Raw genomic sequence first — 15,772 nt, forward strand, 5'->3', positions numbered from 1 at the left:
GATCAGCTCACTTCCTCGACATCTGCTTCTTGATCTGGCTCTTGGAGCCGGTGAAGGCGCGCTTGCGGGCGACGGCCTTCTTCGGATCGTTCTCCGGCGCCTTGAACGGGAAGCCCAGGTGCTTCAGCAGCGCCCGGCCCTCGTCGTCGTTGGTCGCGGAGGTGACGAACGTGATGTCCATGCCGCGCACGCGGTCGATCTTGTCCTGATCGATCTCGTGGAACATGACCTGCTCGTTCAGGCCGAAGGTGTAGTTGCCCTGGCCGTCGAACTGGCGGGCCGACAGACCGCGGAAGTCGCGGATGCGCGGCAGCGCCAGGGTCAGCAGACGGTCGGCGAACTCCCACATCCGGTCGCCGCGCAGCGTGACGTGGCAGCCGATCGGCATGCCCTCACGCAGCTTGAACTGGGCGATGGACTTGCGCGCCTTGGTGACCTGCGGCTTCTGGCCGGTGATGGCCGTGATGTCGCGGATCGCGCCGTCGATGACCTTGGAGTCACGCGCCGCCTCGCCGACACCCATGTTCACCACGATCTTCACCAGACCGGGGATCTGCATGACGTTGTCGTAGGTGAACTCTTCGTTCAGCGCGGGGCGGATCTCCTCGCGGTACTTCTGCTTCAGGCGGGGCAGTTCCTTGACGGACTCAGCCATCTCAGATCTCCTTCCCGGTGGAACGGGCGATGCGCACCGAGCGCTCGGACGTGTACTCGCTGCCGTCGGGGCGACGCTTGGTCACCTCGACGCGCTTGTGGCCGACGCGGGTGGTCTTGGCCTTGGGCCCGGTCCCGGAGACGACGAGCGCCACGTTCGACACGTGGATCGGCGCCTCGGTCTCGATGATGCCGCCGGTGTTCTTGCCGGCCGCGTTCGGGTTCGCCGGGGTGTGCTTCTTGACGACGTTCACGCCCTCGACGATCACGCGCTGCTCCGCCGGGAAGACCTTGATGATCTCGCCCGTGCGGCCCTTGTCCTGACCCGCGATCACCTTGACGGTGTCGCCCTTCTTCACATGCAGGGACTTAGCCATCTCAGATCACCTCCGGAGCCAGCGAAATGATGCGCATGAACTTCTTGTCGCGCAGCTCGCGGCCCACCGGGCCGAAGATGCGCGTCCCGCGGGGCTCGCCATCGGTCTTGAGGATGACGGCCGCGTTCTCGTCGAACTTGATGTAGGAGCCGTCGGGACGACGGGTCTCCTTGGTGGTGCGGACGATGACGGCCTTGACGACATCACCCTTCTTGACGTTGCCGCCGGGGATGGCGTCCTTGACCGTGGCGACGATCTTGTCGCCCAGGCCCGCGTAGCGACGCTTCGAGCCACCGAGAACGCGGATGCAGAGGATCTCCTTGGCACCCGTGTTGTCGGCGACCTTCAGTCGCGACTCCTGCTGGATCATTCTTCATATCTCCTTTGTTCGCCGGTTCCCGCGAGGGGCCTGGCGGACGATGCCGGCTGCCGCACGCGTGCGGCGCGCCGAAGGTCTTCGCTGGTCGGGTTTCCAATCCGGGGTCAGCTCGTCTTCGGCGCCGGCGGGTGTGCTACTTGGCCTTCTCGACGATCTCGATCAGGCGCCAGCGCTTGGTGGCCGACAGCGGGCGGGTCTCCATGACGCGGACGCGGTCGCCGATGCCGGCGGCGTTCTCCTCGTCGTGGGCCTTCAGCTTCAGCGTCTTGGTCATGACCTTGCCGTACAGGGCGTGCTTCACGCGCTGCTCGACAGCGACGGTGATGGTCTTGTCCATCTTGTCGCTGACGACCAGGCCCTCACGGACCTTGCGAGCGTTGCGCTCGACCGTCTCACTCATCTGTGGTCCTCTTACTTCTCGACGTCAGGGTCGGGGACGATGCCCAGGTTGCGCTCCTGGAGCACGGTGTAGACCCGGGCGATGTCCTTGCGGACCTCGCGCAGGCGCCCGTGGGACTCCAGCTGGCCGGTGGCGGCGGCGAAGCGGAGCGTGAACAGCTCCTCCTTCAGCTCGGCCACCAACTTGTTGAGCTCCTCGCGGCTCCGGCCGCGCAGGTCTGCGGCGACCAACGACTGCGCCATCAGATCTCACCTGCTTCCCGCTTGATGAAGCGTGCCTTGAAGGGCAGCTTGTGGATGGCGAGGCGCATGGCCTCGCGGGCCACCTCCTCGGACACGCCGGACAGCTCGAAGAGCACGCGACCCGGCTTGATGTTGGCGACCCACCACTCGGGCGAACCCTTACCGGAACCCATGCGGGACTCCGCGGGGTGCTTGGTCATCGGACGGTCCGGGTAGACGTTGATCCACACCTTGCCGCCACGCTTGATGTGACGGGTCATGGCGATACGGGCCGACTCGATCTGACGGTTGGTCAGGTAGGACGACTCCAGGGCCTGGATGCCGAACTCGCCGAACGCCAGCTTGGTGCCACCCTTGGCCATGCCATCACGCTTGGGGTGGTGCTGCTTGCGGTACTTGACGCGACGGGGAATCAGCATCGGGTCACGCTCCTTCGGTCTGCTGAGCCTCGGCCGCGGGGGCCTCGGCTGCGGCTTCGGCGCGACGGCGTCCGCCGCGCTCGGGACGGTCGCCACCGCGGTTGTCGCGACGCGGGCCACGGCCCTGACGACGCTGACCACCGCCGGCGTTGGCGCGGGCGGCACGCTGGGCGGCGCGCTCGGCGCGGTTGCCCGAGACGTCACCCTTGTAGATCCACACCTTCACGCCGATGCGACCGAACGTCGTACGGGCCTCGTAGAAGCCGTAGTCGATGTCGGCGCGCAGCGTGTGCAGCGGGACGCGGCCCTCGCGGTAGAACTCGGAGCGGCTCATCTCGGCGCCGCCCAGACGGCCGGAGCACTGGATCCGGATGCCCAGGGCGCCCGACCGCATGGCGGTCTGCTGCGCCTTGCGCATCGCGCGGCGGAAGGCCACGCGGGCGCTGAGCTGCTCGGCGATGCCCTGGGCGACGAGCTGCGCATCGATCTCGGGGTTCTTGACCTCGAGGATGTTCAGCTGCACCTGCTTGCCCGTCAGCTTCTCCAGCTGGCCGCGGACGCGCTCCGCCTCGGCGCCGTTACGGCCGATGACGATGCCCGGACGCGCGGCGTACAGGAAGATGGTGACGCGCTCGGAGCGACGCTCGATCTCGATCGAGCTGATACCGGCCCGCTCGAGGTTCTCGGTCAGCCACTCGCGGATCTTGACGTCCTCCGAGACGAGCTCGGAGTAGTTCTTGTCGGCGTACCAGCGGCTGGTGTGGTCGGTGGTGATGCCGAGGCGGAAGCCGTTCGGGTTGATCTTCTGTCCCATGCTCAGGCTCCCTTCGTGCCCTTGGGCTCGACGACGACGGTGATGTGCGCGGCGCGCTTGTTGATCCGGCTCGCGGAGCCCTTGGCCCGCGGGCGGATGCGGCGCAGCGTGACGCCCTCGTCGACGAAGGCCTGGCTGATGAACAGGTCATCGGCGCGCAGGCTTTCGGCGTTCTCAGCGTTGGCGGCCGCGGAGGCGACCACCTTGTAGACGGGGTCCGAAGCGGCCTGCGGCGCGAACCGCAGAACCGCGAGGGCCTCGTTGACATCCATGCCGCGGACGAGGTCGACGACACGACGAACCTTGGTCGGGGACATCCGGACGTGACGCGCGATGGCGTACGAGCCGGGACGGTCCCCGAGCAGCGCAGCGCGGCGGCTGGGCCGCGTCTTCTCTGTGCTCATGAAATCCAATTCCTCTTCTTCGTCAGCGCCGGCGCGACTTCTTGTCATCCTTCACGTGACCGCGGTAGGTGCGCGTCGGGGCGAACTCGCCCAACTTGTGACCCACCATGGCCTCGGAGATGAAGACCGGGATGTGCTTGCGACCGTCGTGCACCGCGATGGTGTGCCCGATCATGTCGGGGCTGATCATCGAACGGCGCGACCAGGTCTTGATGACGTTCTTGGTGCCCTTCTCGTTCTGAACGTCGACCTTCTTGGCCAACGAATCATCGATGAAGGGGCCCTTCTTCAGGCTGCGTGGCATTTCTTCCTACTCCCCGATCAGCGCTTCTTGCCGGACTTGCGGCGACGAATGATGAGCTTGCTGCTCGCCTTGTTCTTGTTGCGGGTCCGGCCCTCGGGCTTGCCCCAGGGGCTCACCGGGTGACGGCCACCGGACGTCCGGCCCTCGCCACCGCCGTGCGGGTGGTCGATCGGGTTCATGACGACGCCGCGGACGGTCGGGCGGACGCCCTTCCAGCGGTTACGACCGGCCTTGCCCCAGTTGATGTTCGACTGCTCGGCGTTGCCGACCTCGCCGACCGTCGCGCGGCAGCGGACGTCCACCATGCGCATCTCGCCCGAGGGCAGACGCAGCGTGGCGTGCTTGCCCTCGCGGGCCACCAGCTGGATGCGGGCGCCGGCCGAACGGCCCATCTTGGCGCCGCCACCGGGACGCAGCTCCACCGCGTGGATCACGGTGCCCACGGGGATGTTGCGCAGCGGCAGGTTGTTGCCGGGCTTGATGTCAGCGCCCTCGCCGGCCTCCACCATGGCGCCCTGGGCCAGGCCCTCGGGAGCGATGATGTAGCGCTTGGCGCCATCGAGGTAGTGCAGCAACGCGATGCGGGCGGTGCGGTTGGGGTCGTACTCGATGTGAGCGACCTTGGCCGGCACGCCGTCCTTGTCGTAGCGCTTGAAGTCGATGAGGCGGTACGCCTGCTTGTGGCCGCCACCGATGTGACGGGTGGTGATCCGTCCCTGGTTGTTGCGGCCGCCGGTCTTCTTGATCGGAACGGTCAGCGACTTCTCGGGGGTCGAACGCGTCAGCTCGGCGAAATCCGAGACCGACGAGCCGCGACGGCCCGGAGTCGTGGGCTTGTACTTACGAATAGCCATTTATCAATCAGTCCTTCGATGCCCCGACTCAGTTGCCCTGGCCGAAGATGTCGATCCGCTGGCCTTCGGCGACCGTGACGATCGCACGCTTGGTGTCGGGCCGCTTGCCGGCGCCGTAGCGCAGCCGACGGCTCTTGCCCGCGCGGTTGATGGTGTTGACCGAGGTGACCTTGACGCCGAAAACCTTCTCGACGGCGATCTTGATCTCGGTCTTGTTGGCGCCCGGCGCGACGAGGAACGTGTACTTGTTCTCGTCGAGCAGGCTGTAGCTCTTCTCGCTGACCACGGGCGCGAGCAGGATGTCGCGGTGGTCGTGGATCTTCAGCTCGTTGCTCACTTGTCAGCCTCCTTGGCGTCGGACTCGGTGGCGACGGCCTTGACCGACTTGCCCTTGGCGGGGCCGGCCACGAACGCCTCGAGCGCCGCGGCGCTGAAGACCACGTCATCGGCCACGACCACGTCGTAGGCGTTGAGCTGGTCGACGGCGAGCACGTGGATCGAGGCCACGTTGCGCAGGCTCAGCCAGGCGAGGTCCTCGTCGCGGTTCAGCACGACCAGCACGCGGCGACCCTCGACCGTCTCCAGGGCCTGCAGAGCGGCCTTGGTCGACGGCTTCTCGCCGGTCACGAACGAGTCGACGACGTGGATGGCGCCGTCACGGGCGCGGTCGGACAGGACACCGCGCAGGGCGGCGGCCACCATCTTCTTGGGGGTCCGCTGGGCGTAGCCGTGCGGGGTGGGCCCGTGCACGATGCCGCCACCGGTCCACTGCGGGGCGCGGCGCGAACCCTGACGGGCGCGGCCGGTGCCCTTCTGACGCCACGGCTTGGCGCCACCGCCGCGGACCTCGCCGCGGGTCTTGGTGGAGTGCGTGCCCTGGCGAGCGGCGGCCTGCTGGGCCACGACGACCTGGTGGATCAGCGGGACGTTGGTCTGGACGTCGAAGAGCTCGCCGGGGAGCTCCGCGGTCTTCTTGGTGCCGAGAACGGCGACCTTGCGGGTCTCACTCATGCTCAGGCTCCCTTCTTGGCAGCGGTACGCAGCACGACGAGGGCACCCTTGGGGCCGGGGACGGAGCCCTTGACCAGGATGAGGCCGCGCTCGGGATCGACCGAGTGGATGGTCAGGTTCTGCACGGTCACCTTCTCGACGCCCATGCGGCCGGCCATGCGCATCCCGGGGAACACACGGGACGGCGTGGAGGACTGGCCGATGGAGCCCGGCGAACGGTGCTTGCGGTGCACACCGTGGCTGGCGCGCAGGCCGTGGAAGCCGTGGCGCTTCATGACGCCCGCGGTGCCCTTGCCCTTGCTCACGCCGGTCACGTCGACGACCTGGCCGGCCTCGAACGCGTCCGCGTTCACTTCCTGGCCCAGGGTGTACTCCGACGCGTCGGCGGTCCGGAGCTCGACGAGGTGGCGGCGCGGCGTCACGCCGGCGGCCTCGAAGTGCCCGGTCTCGGGACGGTTGACGTTCTTCGGCTTGACGGCGCCGTAGGCCAGCTGGACGGCGTTGTAGCCGTCCTTCTCCGGCGTGCGGACCTGCGTGACGACGCAGGGGCCCGCCTGGATGACGGTGACGGGGACGACCTTGTTGTTCTCGTCCCAGAGCTGGGTCATGCCGAGCTTGGAGCCCAGGATGCCCTTGACGGTGCGATCGTTAGTCATGGCAGCGGACCTCACGGAAGCTTGATCTCGATGTCGACGCCCGCCGGGAGATCGAGACGCATGAGCGAATCGACCGTCTTGGGGGTCGGATCGAGGATGTCGATGAGCCGCTTGTGGGTGCGCATCTCGAAATGCTCGCGGCTGTCCTTGTCCTTGTGGGGAGAACGGATCACGCAGTACACGTTCTTCTCGGTCGGCAGGGGCACGGGGCCCGCGACCTGAGCGCCGGTACGGGTGACCGTGTCGACGATCTTCTTCGCCGACGTGTCGATGACCTCATGGTCATAAGCCCGGAGTCGGATCCGGATCTTTTGTCCCGCCATGGATATCCTTACTTCGTCGTGGGCCGACTAGCATCATGCCGCCCCTCGTCGGGTCTCCCGGTTGAGAAACCCCTTGTCACTCCGACCCCGAGGTCGGGCGTGTCGCGCCTTTCGGGCCGCGCTGTCTCATCGAGAACTCATGAGGCGTGGTAGGGCCCGGCGGAGACCGCCCGGCTGCTTCGGGGAGGCGTTACTGCGGAACCCGTCCGGCGCTCGCGTCGAACGGCCTTGCCGCAACCAGCGTCAAAGCAACCCGTCTATTCTGTCACCGAGCGCCGGTGGGGGCAAATCAGAGATCGCCACCCGGCACTCCGGGCCGCGCCACCCGACGCGGTGGGTGGTCACCCTGGATCGCGTGGGGGCCATCCCCGGAAGGTCACCCGCGCGGGTGGCCATGACGGGGTGGGCCTGACTAGCCTCGTCAGGGTCACCCGGCGTCCGCGACGCCCACCCCCACCCGAAGGACGCCGTGCCCTCCCCCACCCCACCCGACGCGCTGTCGCTGCGCTACGGCCTCAACGACCTGCGCCGCAACGCCGGCGTCACGGCCGCGCTGTCGGTGGTGCTCGTGCTCACCGCCGCCCTGCTGACCGGGGGCGCCCTGGCGATGGAGCGCCTCACCGGCTCGATCGACCAGCTCTTCGACCAGGCCCGCCCGCCCCACTTCCTGCAGATGCACGTCGGCGCGTACGACCCGGCCGCCCTGGACGCCTTCGCCGCGGACCACCCGCAGGTCCGCGACTGGCTGGTCGAGGAGATGGTCGGCTTCGACTCCGCGGCGCTGTCCTGGACGCGGCCCGGCACCGGCGAGGGCGGCAGCTTCGCCGCGAGCGTCATCGACAACCTCTTCGTCGCGCAGAACGAGGGCTTCGACCTCCTGCTCGGCCCCGACGGCCGGGCCGCCCGGCCCGCGCCCGGGGAGGTCTTCCTCCCCGTCGCGCAGCAGCGCACCTTCGGCGTCCGGGCCGGCGACGTCCTGACCGTGCAGACCCTCGCCGGTCCCCGCGACCTGACGGTCGCCGGGTTCGTCCGCGACGCCCAGATGGCGTCCTCGCTGTCCTCGGCCACCCGGCTGCTGGTGACGCCCGAGGACCTCGCCGCCCTGAACGCGGCCGGCGGCGGCGCCCCGGAGATCATCGTGGAGTACCGGCTCGACGACCCGGCCGGGGCGGCCGCGCTGCAGGCCGCCTACGAGCGCACCCCGGACCTGCCCCGCAACGGCCAGGCGATCACCTACGACATGATCCGGCTGATCAACACCTTCAGCGACGGCCTGGTCGCCATCGCGCTCATGTTCGTGAGCCTCGTGCTGATGGTGATCGCCCTGCTCAACCTCCGGTTCGTGATCCGCGGCACGCTCGAGGACGAGGTCCGCCAGATCGGGGTGATGAAGGCCATCGGCCTGCCGAACGCCACGATCGTGGGGCTGCACCTGGCGCGGTACCGCCTCATGGCCGCCGGCTCCTGCCTGATCGGGGGCGCACTGGGGATCGGGGCCGCGCAGGCGCTGTCCGCCGCGGCCGCGGGCTCCTACGCCGCGGCACCGATCACGCCGGCGACGATCCTGATCCCGCTCGCCGCCCTGGTCGCGGTGTACCTCATCACCGTGGGGATGTGCCGCGGCGTCCTGCGCGGGGTGCGGCGGGTCCAGGTGGTCGACGCCCTGGTCCACGGCAGCCTGATGGACGACCGGAGGACGGCCGCGACCGCCGCCCGGCAGGCGCGGCTCGCGCGGCGCGGCGGCCTGGCGCACGGACGCCTCGGGCTGGCCGCCCGGCTCGCCCTGCGCGACCTGCGCGCCGACGCCCGGCAGTGGGCGCTGCTGCCCGCGGTGTTCGGCCTCGCGGCGATCGTCATGATCCTCCCCACCACGCTGCTGTCGACCTTCACCGATCCGCGGTTCGTCACCTACCTCGGCGCCCCGGACGCCGACCTGCGCGCCGACCTGGCCTTCTCCCCCACGCTCGACGCCGACCGCGACCGGCTCGTGGCCGCCTGGGCGTCCGATCCCCGGGTGACCGACGTGCGCCCCTACGCCACCGTGCTGTTCCAGGCCCGCGGGGCCGAGGGCTGGGAGGCGCTGCGGGCCGAGGTCGGCGACTACACCGGCGCGACCGTCTCGTTCGCCGAGGGGCGTGCGCCCGTGCCCGGCGAGATCGCGCTGTCGCACCTCAACGCCTCCAAGCTGGGACTGGCGACCGGCGACACCCTCACGCTGCGGCGCGGCGACGCCGAGACGAGCGTGCGCATCAGCGGGACCTACTCCGACGTCACCAGCGGCGGCTACACCGCCAAACTGCCCGGCGAGGTGACGCACGACGCCTCCGCCTACGTGGTGTACGCCGACGCCGCCGGCGGAGCCGACGCGGAGGCCCTCGCCGCGGACCTGGCCGCGGCCTCGCCGGCGGCGTCCGTCATCGGGATGCGGGAGTACACCCGGCAGACGCTGGCGCACATCACCGACGCCTTCGCCCGGGCCGCCGCCGTGGCGGTGGGGTTCGGGCTGGGCGTGGCCACCCTCATCACCGTGCTGTTCCTCAAGCTGCGGCTCGCCCGGGAACGGCGCTCGCTCGGCGTGCTGTCCGCGCTGGGCTTCTCCGGGCGCGAACTCGCGGCCCAACTCCGGCTCAAGACGCTGCTCACGGCCGGCGCCGGCACCGCGCTGGGCGTCGTGCTCGCCGCGACGGCGGGCGACGCCCTGGTCGGGACGCTGGTCTCGGCCGCGGGGCTCGGGGTCGCGCGCTTCACGCTCCTGCCGGACGTCCCCCTCACCTACCTCGCCTACCCCCTCGGGCTGCTGGCGGCGGCGCTGATCGGCGCCCAACTGCTCGGCCGCGGCCTGCGGCGGGCCGACAAGAGCCGCTGGCTGGCCTGACCGGCGACCAGGGCGCCCGCCCGACGACCGACCCACGAACGGAGTCCCCCATGACGGCCCCAGCCATCCTGAGCGCACGCGGCCTCGGCCGGACGTTCCCCACCACCGAGCCGCCCACCACCGTCCTGACGGGCGTCGACCTGGCGGTCGCGCCCGGCGAGTTCGTCGTCGTCATGGGCGCCTCGGGGTCGGGCAAGTCGACGCTGCTCTACTGCATCAGCGGGATGGACCGCCCCACGTCGGGGACGGTCGAACTCGAGGGCCGCGACCTCACCGGCCTGGACGACGACGAGATGAGCCGCGTCCGGTTGACCCGGATGGGTTTCGTGTTCCAGCAGCCCTACTTCCTGCCGAACCTCACGGTGCGCGACAACATCCTGCTGCCGGCGCTCAAGGCCGCGCCCGGGGACGCCGCGGCGGCTGCGGCGCGGGTGGACGCGCTCATGGAACGCTTCGAGATCGGACACGTGGGCGACCACGGGGTCACCGAGGTGTCCGGGGGCCAACTGCAGCGCGCCTCGATCTGCCGCGCGCTGGCGACCCAGCCGGCGATCACCGTCGCCGACGAGCCGACCGGCGCCCTCAACAGCGCCATGACCGCCGAGGTGATGGACGCCCTGGTCGCGGTCCGCCGCGACGGCGCGACGCTGGTGATGGTGACGCACGATCCCTCCTGCGCCGCGCGCGCCGACCGCGTGGTCTACCTCCGCGACGGCCGCGTCCAGGCCGAGCGCCATCTCGGTCCGTGGACGGCGCAGGCGGCCCAGGACCGCGAGGACGACGTGCTGGGATGGCTGCGAACGCTGGGCTTCTAGGGGTTCCGCGTGCGTCCCGAACCGTCAATACTACAACACGTAGGACGGCGTTGTGGAACCTCCCCGAACGGGACCCCCCGCGGCCCGGATCGCACTAATGTGGACCTGTGTCCGGCCTCGACCGGGGTCGGCGGACAGCGACGCAGAGGATAGGTTCGCATGTCGGTTGATCCCGAACAGCTCACCTTGGCGGGCGGGTTCCCCGCGGCCAACGACGAACAGTGGGAGGCGGAGGTCCTCAAGGTCCTCAACCGCGGCCGCCCCGAAGACAAGCAGCTCACCGCCGCCCAGGGCCTCAAGCGCCTGACCACCACCACGCTGGACGGGCTCGACATCGCCCCGCTGTACACCTCTTCGCCCGAGGACGGCGCGCTGGGCTACCCCGGCTCGATGCCGTTCACCCGCGGCGCGAGCGTGCGCGACGGCTCGGCCGTCGCCTGGGGCGTCCGGCAGCTGCACGAGGACCCCGACGCGGCCGTCACCAAGCAGGCGATCCTGGACGACCTCGAGCGGGGCGCCACGTCGGTGTGGCTCCGCGTCGACCCCGACGCCATCGCCGCCGAGGACCTCGCGACGGTGCTCGCCGACGTCCAGCTCGACCTGGCCGCGGTCCGGGTCGTCAGCAACACCGACCCCGTGGGCGCCGCCCGCGCCCTGATCGAGGTCTTCCGGACCTCCGGCGACGACCCCGCCAACCTCAAGGGCAACCTGGGCGTCGACGCCCTGCGGCACGCGGCCCTCACCGGGACCGCGCCCGACCTGTCGGCGCACCGCGAGATCGTCGCCGAGGCCACCGAGTCGCTGCCCGGCGTCGTCGCGCTGACCGTCGACGCGCTCCCCTACTCCGGCGCCGGCGCCGACGACGTGCAGGAGCTCGCCTTCGGGATCGCGACCGGCATCGAGTACCTCCGCGACCTGGAGTCCGCGGGCATCGACCCCGACCTGGCCGTGACGCAGATCGAGTTCCGGGTCTCGGCGAACGCCGACCAGTTCATGACGATCGCCCGGCTGCGCGCGCTGCGCCGCCTGTGGGCGCGCGTCACCGAGGTCGCGGGCGTCCCCGAGCCGCTGCGCGGCGCGCACACGCACGCCGTCACCAGCCCCCGGATGTACTCCACCGTCGACCCGTACGTGAACATGCTGCGCGCCACCATCGCCACCTTCGGCGCGGCGGCCGGCGGCGCGGACGCGATCACGGTGCTGCCCTTCGACCACGCGGCCGGGCTCCCGACGCCGTTCTCGCGGCGCATCGCCCGCAACACGCAGGTGATCGCCGCCGAGGAGTCGCACCTGGGCCGGGTCATGGATCCGGCGGGCGGCTCCTGGTACGTCGAGAGCCTCACCGACGAGCTCGCCCAGGCCGCCTGGAAGCTCGTGGGCGAGATCGAGGCGGCGGGCGGCATGGCCGCGGCGCTGGCCTCCGGCGACGTCGCGGCGCGGATCGCCGCCACGAACGAGGCCCGGGCGGCGGCGCTGGCCACCCGCGGCGTCGAGCTCACCGGCGTGAGCATGTTCCCCCTGGCGAACGAGAAGAAGTTCGCCGCCAAGCCGCGCCCCGAGGCCCCCGCGCTGGGCGGCCTGAAGCAGATCCGGGACGCGGAGGTCTTCGAGGCCCTGCGCGAGCGCGCCTGGGCCCACGAGGCCGCCACGGGGACGCCCCCGCAGGTCCTGCTGGCGTGCCTCGGCGCGCAGCGCGACTTCGGCGCCCGCCAGGGCTTCGCGTCCAACGTCCTGCTCGTCGGCGGCATCGCCCCCGCCGAGAGCCACGGCGGCACCCCCGACGAGATCGCCGCGCGGGCCGCCGAGGCCGGCGCCAAGGTCGCCGTGCTGGCCAGCTCCGCCAAGGTCTACGCCGACCAGGCCGTTCCCGTCGCCGAGGCCCTGCGGGCCGCCGGCGTCGAGAAGGTCTACCTGGCCGGCCGGCTCGCCGAGGCGGGCGACGTCCCCGAGGGGCTCTTCGACGGCACCATCGCCCTGGGCATGGACGTCGTGGCCTTCCTCGACACCACCTTCGACACGCTGGGAGTGACCCGATGATCCCCCGTTACGACTCCGTCCCGCTCGGCGACGCCACGCCGAGCCCCGACGCCGACCAGGCCTACGCGGCCGCGCTCGCCGAGGCGGGCGGTGACGGCACCGGCTGGGAGACCCCCGAGCAGATCGCCGTCGCGCCGCTGTACACCGAGGCGGACACCGCCGGGCTGGACTTCCTGGACACGCGTCCGGGGATCCCGCCCTTCCTGCGCGGGCCCTACTCCACGATGTACGTGAACCGGCCGTGGACCATCCGGCAGTACGCCGGCTTCTCCACCGCCGCCGAGTCCAACGCGTTCTACCGCCGCAACCTGGCCGCCGGCCAGAAGGGCCTCTCGATCGCGTTCGACCTGGCCACCCACCGCGGCTACGACTCCGACCACCCGCGCGTCGCGGGCGACGTCGGCATGGCGGGCGTGGCGGTGGACTCGATCCTGGACATGCGCCAGCTCTTCGAGGGCATCCCGCTGGACCAGATGTCGGTCTCGATGACCATGAACGGCGCCGTCCTGCCGGTGCTGGCGTTCTACGTCGTCGCCGCCGAGGAGCAGGGCGTCAAGCCCGAGCAGTTGGCCGGAACCATTCAGAACGACATTCTGAAGGAGTTCATGGTCCGCAACACCTACATCTACCCGCCTGCGCCCTCGATGCGGATCATCTCCGACATCTTCGCGTTCACCAGCGCGAACATGCCGAAGTTCAACTCGATCTCCATCTCCGGCTACCACATGCAGGAGGCCGGGGCGACCGCCGACATCGAGATGGCCTACACGCTGGCCGACGGCGTGGAGTACATCCGCGCCGGCCAGGCCGTCGGGCTGGACGTCGACAAGTTCGCGCCGCGCCTGAGCTTCTTCTGGGCGATCGGCATGAACTTCTTCACCGAGGTCGCCAAGATGCGCGCCGCGCGCATGCTGTGGGCCCGCCTGGTGAAGGACGCGGGGGCGAAGAACCCCAAGTCGATGTCGCTGCGCACGCACAGCCAGACCTCCGGCTGGTCGCTCACCGCCCAGGACGTCTTCAACAACGTCACCCGGACCTGCCTGGAGGCGATGGCCGCGACGCAGGGCCACACCCAGTCGCTGCACACCAACGCGCTGGACGAGGCGATCGCGCTGCCGACCGACTTCTCGGCCCGCATCGCCCGCAACACCCAGCTGTTCATCCAGCAGGAGTCCGGCACGACGCGTCCGATCGACCCGTGGGGCGGCTCGGCGTACGTCGAGCGCCTGACGGCCGAGCTCGCCGCCAAGGCGTGGGCGCTGATCGAGGAGGTCGAGGAGGCCGGCGGCATGGCCAAGGCCATCGAGGCCGGCATCCCGAAGATGCGCATCGAGGAGGCGGCCGCCCGCACCCAGGCCCGCATCGACTCGGGCCGCCAGCCCGTGGTGGGCGTCAACAAGTACACCCTGGAGGACGACGAGGAGTTCGAGGTCCTCAAGGTCGACAACGCCTCGGTGCGCGCCGAGCAGATCGCCAAGCTGGCCGCGCTGCGCGAGCAGCGCGACGAGGCCACCACGCAGGCCGCGCTCGACAAGCTCACCTGGGCGGCCGCCAACCCGGATCCGACCGACCCGGAGCGCAACCTGCTCAAGCTGGCGATCGACGCGGCCCGCGCCATGGCGTCGCTGGGCGAGATCTCCAGCGCGCTGGAGAAGGAGTTCGGGCGCTACACCGCGCAGATCCGTACCATCAGTGGTGTGTACAGCAAGGAATCCGGAGACACGGCGTCCACCGCGGCCACGACCGAACTGGTCGAGCGCTTCGAGGAGCTCGAGGGTCGCCGCCCGCGCATCCTGGTCGCCAAGATGGGCCAGGACGGCCACGACCGCGGCCAGAAGGTGATCGCCACGGCCTTCGCCGACCTCGGCTTCGACGTCGACGTCGGCCCGCTGTTCCAGACGCCGGAGGAGGTCGCCCGGCAGGCGATCGAGGCGGACGTGCACGTGGTGGGCGTCAGCTCGCTGGCGGCCGGCCACCTGACCCTGGTGCCGGCCCTGCGCGCCGAGCTGGACAAGCTCGGCCGCGAGGATCTGATGATCGTCGTGGGCGGCGTCATCCCGAGCCAGGACTTCGCCGAGTTGCGCGAGCACGGCGCCGACGCGATCTACCCGCCCGGCACCAAGATCCCCGAGTCCGCGCACGAGTTGCTCGGGATCCTGATCCAGCGTTTGGAGGATGCCGCGGCATGAGGCAGACACTGGACCCGGCGACCCTTGCAGAGCACGTGGTCGCCGGGTCTCGTGCACATATCGCGCGTGCGCTGACCCTCGTCGAGTCGTCGCGTCCCGACCACCGCGATCGGGCACGAGAACTGTTGACCCTGCTGCGTCCCCACACCGGGGGCGCGGTCCGCGTGGGCATCTCCGGCGTCCCCGGCGCCGGCAAGTCCACCTTCATCAACGCCATGGGCACCCGGCTGATCGAGCGGGGCCACCGGATCGCCGTCCTGGCGGTCGACCCCTCCTCCTCCCGCTCCGGCGGATCGGTGCTGGGCGACCGGACCCGCATGGCGGACCTGGCCGAGACCGACGCGGCCTTCATCCGCCCGTCCCCCTCGGGCAACCACCTGGGCGGCGTCGCGCGGGCGACCCGCGAGGGCATGCTCATCATGGAGGCGGCCGGCTTCGACACCATCTGGGTCGAGACCGTCGGCGTCGGGCAGTCCGAGGTCGCCGTCGCCGGCATGGTGGACACCTTCCTGCTGTTGATGATCGCCCGGACCGGCGACCAGTTGCAGGGCATCAAGCGCGGCATCCTGGAGATGGCCGACGTCATCAGCGTCAACAAGGCCGACGGCGACGGCGCGGGCGAGGCCCGGGTCGCCGCCCGCGAGCTGACCATCGCCATGAAGCTGATCAAGGGGGCCGGGGAGCGCCGCACGCCGGTGCTCACCTCCAGCTCCTACACCGGGGACGGCCTGGACGAGGTCTGGCAGGCGGTGCTGGACCACCGCGCGACGTTGGCGGCCGACGGCAGCCTGGACGCCCGCCGCGCCGCGCAGCAGCGTGACTGGATGTGGGCGCTGGTCCAAGCCGACCTGGCCACGGCGCTGCGCCGCAGCCCGGGCGTCCGGGCGATGACCAAGCACCTCGAGTCGGCGGTGTCCTCGGGCGAACTCAGCGCCGTGGAGGCGTCCGCCGAGATCCTGGACGCCTTCCGCCGCGACTTCTAGGCCGCCGCTCGCCACGACGAACGCCGGGGACCCTGC

The 15,772-nt window shown here is 70.5% G+C and carries 19 protein-coding genes; 5 read left to right on the plus strand and 14 right to left on the minus strand.

Translation table 11 applies throughout. The annotated features are described in order from the left end of the window. Positions 1 to 7 precede the first annotated feature (7 nt). The 14 genes from rplE to rpsJ all read right to left on the minus strand — a co-directional run bounded on the left by rplE (position 8) and on the right by rpsJ (position 6,837). The gene (rplE, locus tag G7070_RS02905; protein ID WP_166231835.1) at positions 8 to 655 is read right to left on the minus strand and encodes a 50S ribosomal protein L5; all 648 of its coding nucleotides are present in this window, start codon (positions 653 to 655) and stop codon (positions 8 to 10) included. Between the two features lies 1 nt (position 656). Beyond that, positions 657 to 1,031: a 50S ribosomal protein L24 gene (rplX, locus tag G7070_RS02910; RefSeq protein ID WP_211198156.1), complete on the minus strand. Its 375-nt coding sequence runs from the start codon at positions 1,029 to 1,031 to the stop codon at positions 657 to 659. 1 nt (position 1,032) lies between these two features. Next, positions 1,033 to 1,401, minus strand: a complete 369-nt coding sequence (gene rplN / locus G7070_RS02915; protein WP_166231836.1) for a 50S ribosomal protein L14 — start codon at positions 1,399 to 1,401, stop codon at positions 1,033 to 1,035. 142 nt (positions 1,402 to 1,543) lie between these two features. Continuing rightward, a complete protein-coding gene (rpsQ, locus tag G7070_RS02920; protein WP_166231837.1) occupies positions 1,544 to 1,810 on the minus strand; it encodes a 30S ribosomal protein S17 in 267 nt (88 codons plus the stop codon). Between the two features lie 11 nt (positions 1,811 to 1,821). Beyond that, entirely contained in the window at positions 1,822 to 2,052 is a 231-nt protein-coding gene (rpmC, locus tag G7070_RS02925) for a 50S ribosomal protein L29 (RefSeq protein ID WP_166231839.1), read from the minus strand. After that, positions 2,052 to 2,471, minus strand: a complete 420-nt coding sequence (gene rplP / locus G7070_RS02930; protein WP_166231841.1) for a 50S ribosomal protein L16 — start codon at positions 2,469 to 2,471, stop codon at positions 2,052 to 2,054. Before rplP ends, rpmC begins: the two co-directional genes overlap by 1 nt. 4 nt (positions 2,472 to 2,475) lie before the next feature. Further along, complete coding sequence (gene rpsC / locus G7070_RS02935) at positions 2,476 to 3,285, minus strand: 30S ribosomal protein S3 (protein ID WP_166231843.1); 810 nt, start codon at positions 3,283 to 3,285, stop codon at positions 2,476 to 2,478. Between the two features lie 2 nt (positions 3,286 to 3,287). After that, entirely contained in the window at positions 3,288 to 3,689 is a 402-nt protein-coding gene (rplV, locus tag G7070_RS02940; protein ID WP_166231845.1) for a 50S ribosomal protein L22, read from the minus strand. A gap of 22 nt (positions 3,690 to 3,711) precedes the next feature. Beyond that, positions 3,712 to 3,993, minus strand: a complete 282-nt coding sequence (rpsS, locus tag G7070_RS02945; protein WP_166231847.1) for a 30S ribosomal protein S19 — start codon at positions 3,991 to 3,993, stop codon at positions 3,712 to 3,714. A 17-nt stretch (positions 3,994 to 4,010) separates the two neighbouring features. Then, the gene (gene rplB, locus G7070_RS02950; RefSeq protein ID WP_166231849.1) at positions 4,011 to 4,847 is read right to left on the minus strand and encodes a 50S ribosomal protein L2; all 837 of its coding nucleotides are present in this window, start codon (positions 4,845 to 4,847) and stop codon (positions 4,011 to 4,013) included. A 28-nt stretch (positions 4,848 to 4,875) separates the two neighbouring features. Then, positions 4,876 to 5,184: a 50S ribosomal protein L23 gene (gene rplW, locus G7070_RS02955; protein ID WP_206079906.1), complete on the minus strand. Its 309-nt coding sequence runs from the start codon at positions 5,182 to 5,184 to the stop codon at positions 4,876 to 4,878. Continuing rightward, positions 5,181 to 5,858 carry a 50S ribosomal protein L4 gene (gene rplD, locus G7070_RS02960; RefSeq protein WP_166231851.1) on the minus strand — a complete coding sequence of 226 codons (678 nt, stop codon included), beginning with the start codon at positions 5,856 to 5,858 and terminating at the stop codon, positions 5,181 to 5,183. The genes rplW and rplD overlap by 4 nt, the downstream gene beginning before the upstream one ends. Positions 5,859 to 5,860: 2 nt before the next feature. Next, the gene (gene rplC, locus G7070_RS02965; RefSeq protein ID WP_166231853.1) at positions 5,861 to 6,514 is read right to left on the minus strand and encodes a 50S ribosomal protein L3; all 654 of its coding nucleotides are present in this window, start codon (positions 6,512 to 6,514) and stop codon (positions 5,861 to 5,863) included. A gap of 11 nt (positions 6,515 to 6,525) precedes the next feature. Next, complete coding sequence (gene rpsJ, locus G7070_RS02970) at positions 6,526 to 6,837, minus strand: 30S ribosomal protein S10 (protein ID WP_166231855.1); 312 nt, start codon at positions 6,835 to 6,837, stop codon at positions 6,526 to 6,528. A gap of 469 nt (positions 6,838 to 7,306) precedes the next feature. Here rpsJ and G7070_RS02975 point away from each other — a divergent pair, with 469 nt between their 5' ends. The 5 genes from G7070_RS02975 (at position 7,307) to meaB (ending at position 15,736) form a co-directional block, all read left to right on the plus strand. Then, positions 7,307 to 9,712, plus strand: coding sequence for an FtsX-like permease family protein (locus tag G7070_RS02975; protein WP_166231857.1), 2,406 nt, complete (start codon positions 7,307 to 7,309; stop codon positions 9,710 to 9,712). Positions 9,713 to 9,762: 50 nt separating this feature from the next. After that, entirely contained in the window at positions 9,763 to 10,527 is a 765-nt protein-coding gene (locus G7070_RS02980; protein WP_166231859.1) for an ABC transporter ATP-binding protein, read from the plus strand. A 159-nt stretch (positions 10,528 to 10,686) separates the two neighbouring features. Next, the gene (mutA, locus tag G7070_RS02985; RefSeq protein WP_166231861.1) at positions 10,687 to 12,564 is read left to right on the plus strand and encodes a methylmalonyl-CoA mutase small subunit; all 1,878 of its coding nucleotides are present in this window, start codon (positions 10,687 to 10,689) and stop codon (positions 12,562 to 12,564) included. Then, positions 12,561 to 14,753, plus strand: coding sequence for a methylmalonyl-CoA mutase (gene scpA, locus G7070_RS02990; RefSeq protein WP_166231863.1), 2,193 nt, complete (start codon positions 12,561 to 12,563; stop codon positions 14,751 to 14,753). Before mutA ends, scpA begins: the two co-directional genes overlap by 4 nt. Beyond that, positions 14,750 to 15,736 carry a methylmalonyl Co-A mutase-associated GTPase MeaB gene (meaB, locus tag G7070_RS02995; RefSeq protein WP_166231865.1) on the plus strand — a complete coding sequence of 329 codons (987 nt, stop codon included), beginning with the start codon at positions 14,750 to 14,752 and terminating at the stop codon, positions 15,734 to 15,736. The genes scpA and meaB overlap by 4 nt, the downstream gene beginning before the upstream one ends. The last annotated feature ends 36 nt before the right edge of the window (positions 15,737 to 15,772 follow it).

Source organism: Propioniciclava coleopterorum (assembly GCF_011393335.1).
Taxonomy (GTDB): domain Bacteria; phylum Actinomycetota; class Actinomycetes; order Propionibacteriales; family Propionibacteriaceae; genus Propioniciclava; species Propioniciclava coleopterorum.

Coding starts and splice junctions, on each gene's coding strand:
- rplC (WP_166231853.1), bottom strand. CDS start 6,514: ATGACTAACGATCGCACCGTCAAGGGCATCCTGGGCTCCAAGCTCGGC.
- scpA (WP_166231863.1), top strand. CDS start 12,561: ATGATCCCCCGTTACGACTCCGTCCCGCTCGGCGACGCCACGCCGAGC.
- rplV (WP_166231845.1), bottom strand. CDS start 3,689: ATGAGCACAGAGAAGACGCGGCCCAGCCGCCGCGCTGCGCTGCTCGGG.
- rpsC (WP_166231843.1), bottom strand. CDS start 3,285: ATGGGACAGAAGATCAACCCGAACGGCTTCCGCCTCGGCATCACCACC.
- rpsJ (WP_166231855.1), bottom strand. CDS start 6,837: ATGGCGGGACAAAAGATCCGGATCCGACTCCGGGCTTATGACCATGAG.
- meaB (WP_166231865.1), top strand. CDS start 14,750: ATGAGGCAGACACTGGACCCGGCGACCCTTGCAGAGCACGTGGTCGCC.
- G7070_RS02980 (WP_166231859.1), top strand. CDS start 9,763: ATGACGGCCCCAGCCATCCTGAGCGCACGCGGCCTCGGCCGGACGTTC.
- rplX (WP_211198156.1), bottom strand. CDS start 1,031: ATGGCTAAGTCCCTGCATGTGAAGAAGGGCGACACCGTCAAGGTGATC.
- mutA (WP_166231861.1), top strand. CDS start 10,687: ATGTCGGTTGATCCCGAACAGCTCACCTTGGCGGGCGGGTTCCCCGCG.
- rpmC (WP_166231839.1), bottom strand. CDS start 2,052: ATGGCGCAGTCGTTGGTCGCCGCAGACCTGCGCGGCCGGAGCCGCGAG.
- rplB (WP_166231849.1), bottom strand. CDS start 4,847: ATGGCTATTCGTAAGTACAAGCCCACGACTCCGGGCCGTCGCGGCTCG.
- rplE (WP_166231835.1), bottom strand. CDS start 655: ATGGCTGAGTCCGTCAAGGAACTGCCCCGCCTGAAGCAGAAGTACCGC.
- rplP (WP_166231841.1), bottom strand. CDS start 2,471: ATGCTGATTCCCCGTCGCGTCAAGTACCGCAAGCAGCACCACCCCAAG.
- rplN (WP_166231836.1), bottom strand. CDS start 1,401: ATGATCCAGCAGGAGTCGCGACTGAAGGTCGCCGACAACACGGGTGCC.
- rplD (WP_166231851.1), bottom strand. CDS start 5,858: ATGAGTGAGACCCGCAAGGTCGCCGTTCTCGGCACCAAGAAGACCGCG.
- rpsS (WP_166231847.1), bottom strand. CDS start 3,993: ATGCCACGCAGCCTGAAGAAGGGCCCCTTCATCGATGATTCGTTGGCC.
- rpsQ (WP_166231837.1), bottom strand. CDS start 1,810: ATGAGTGAGACGGTCGAGCGCAACGCTCGCAAGGTCCGTGAGGGCCTG.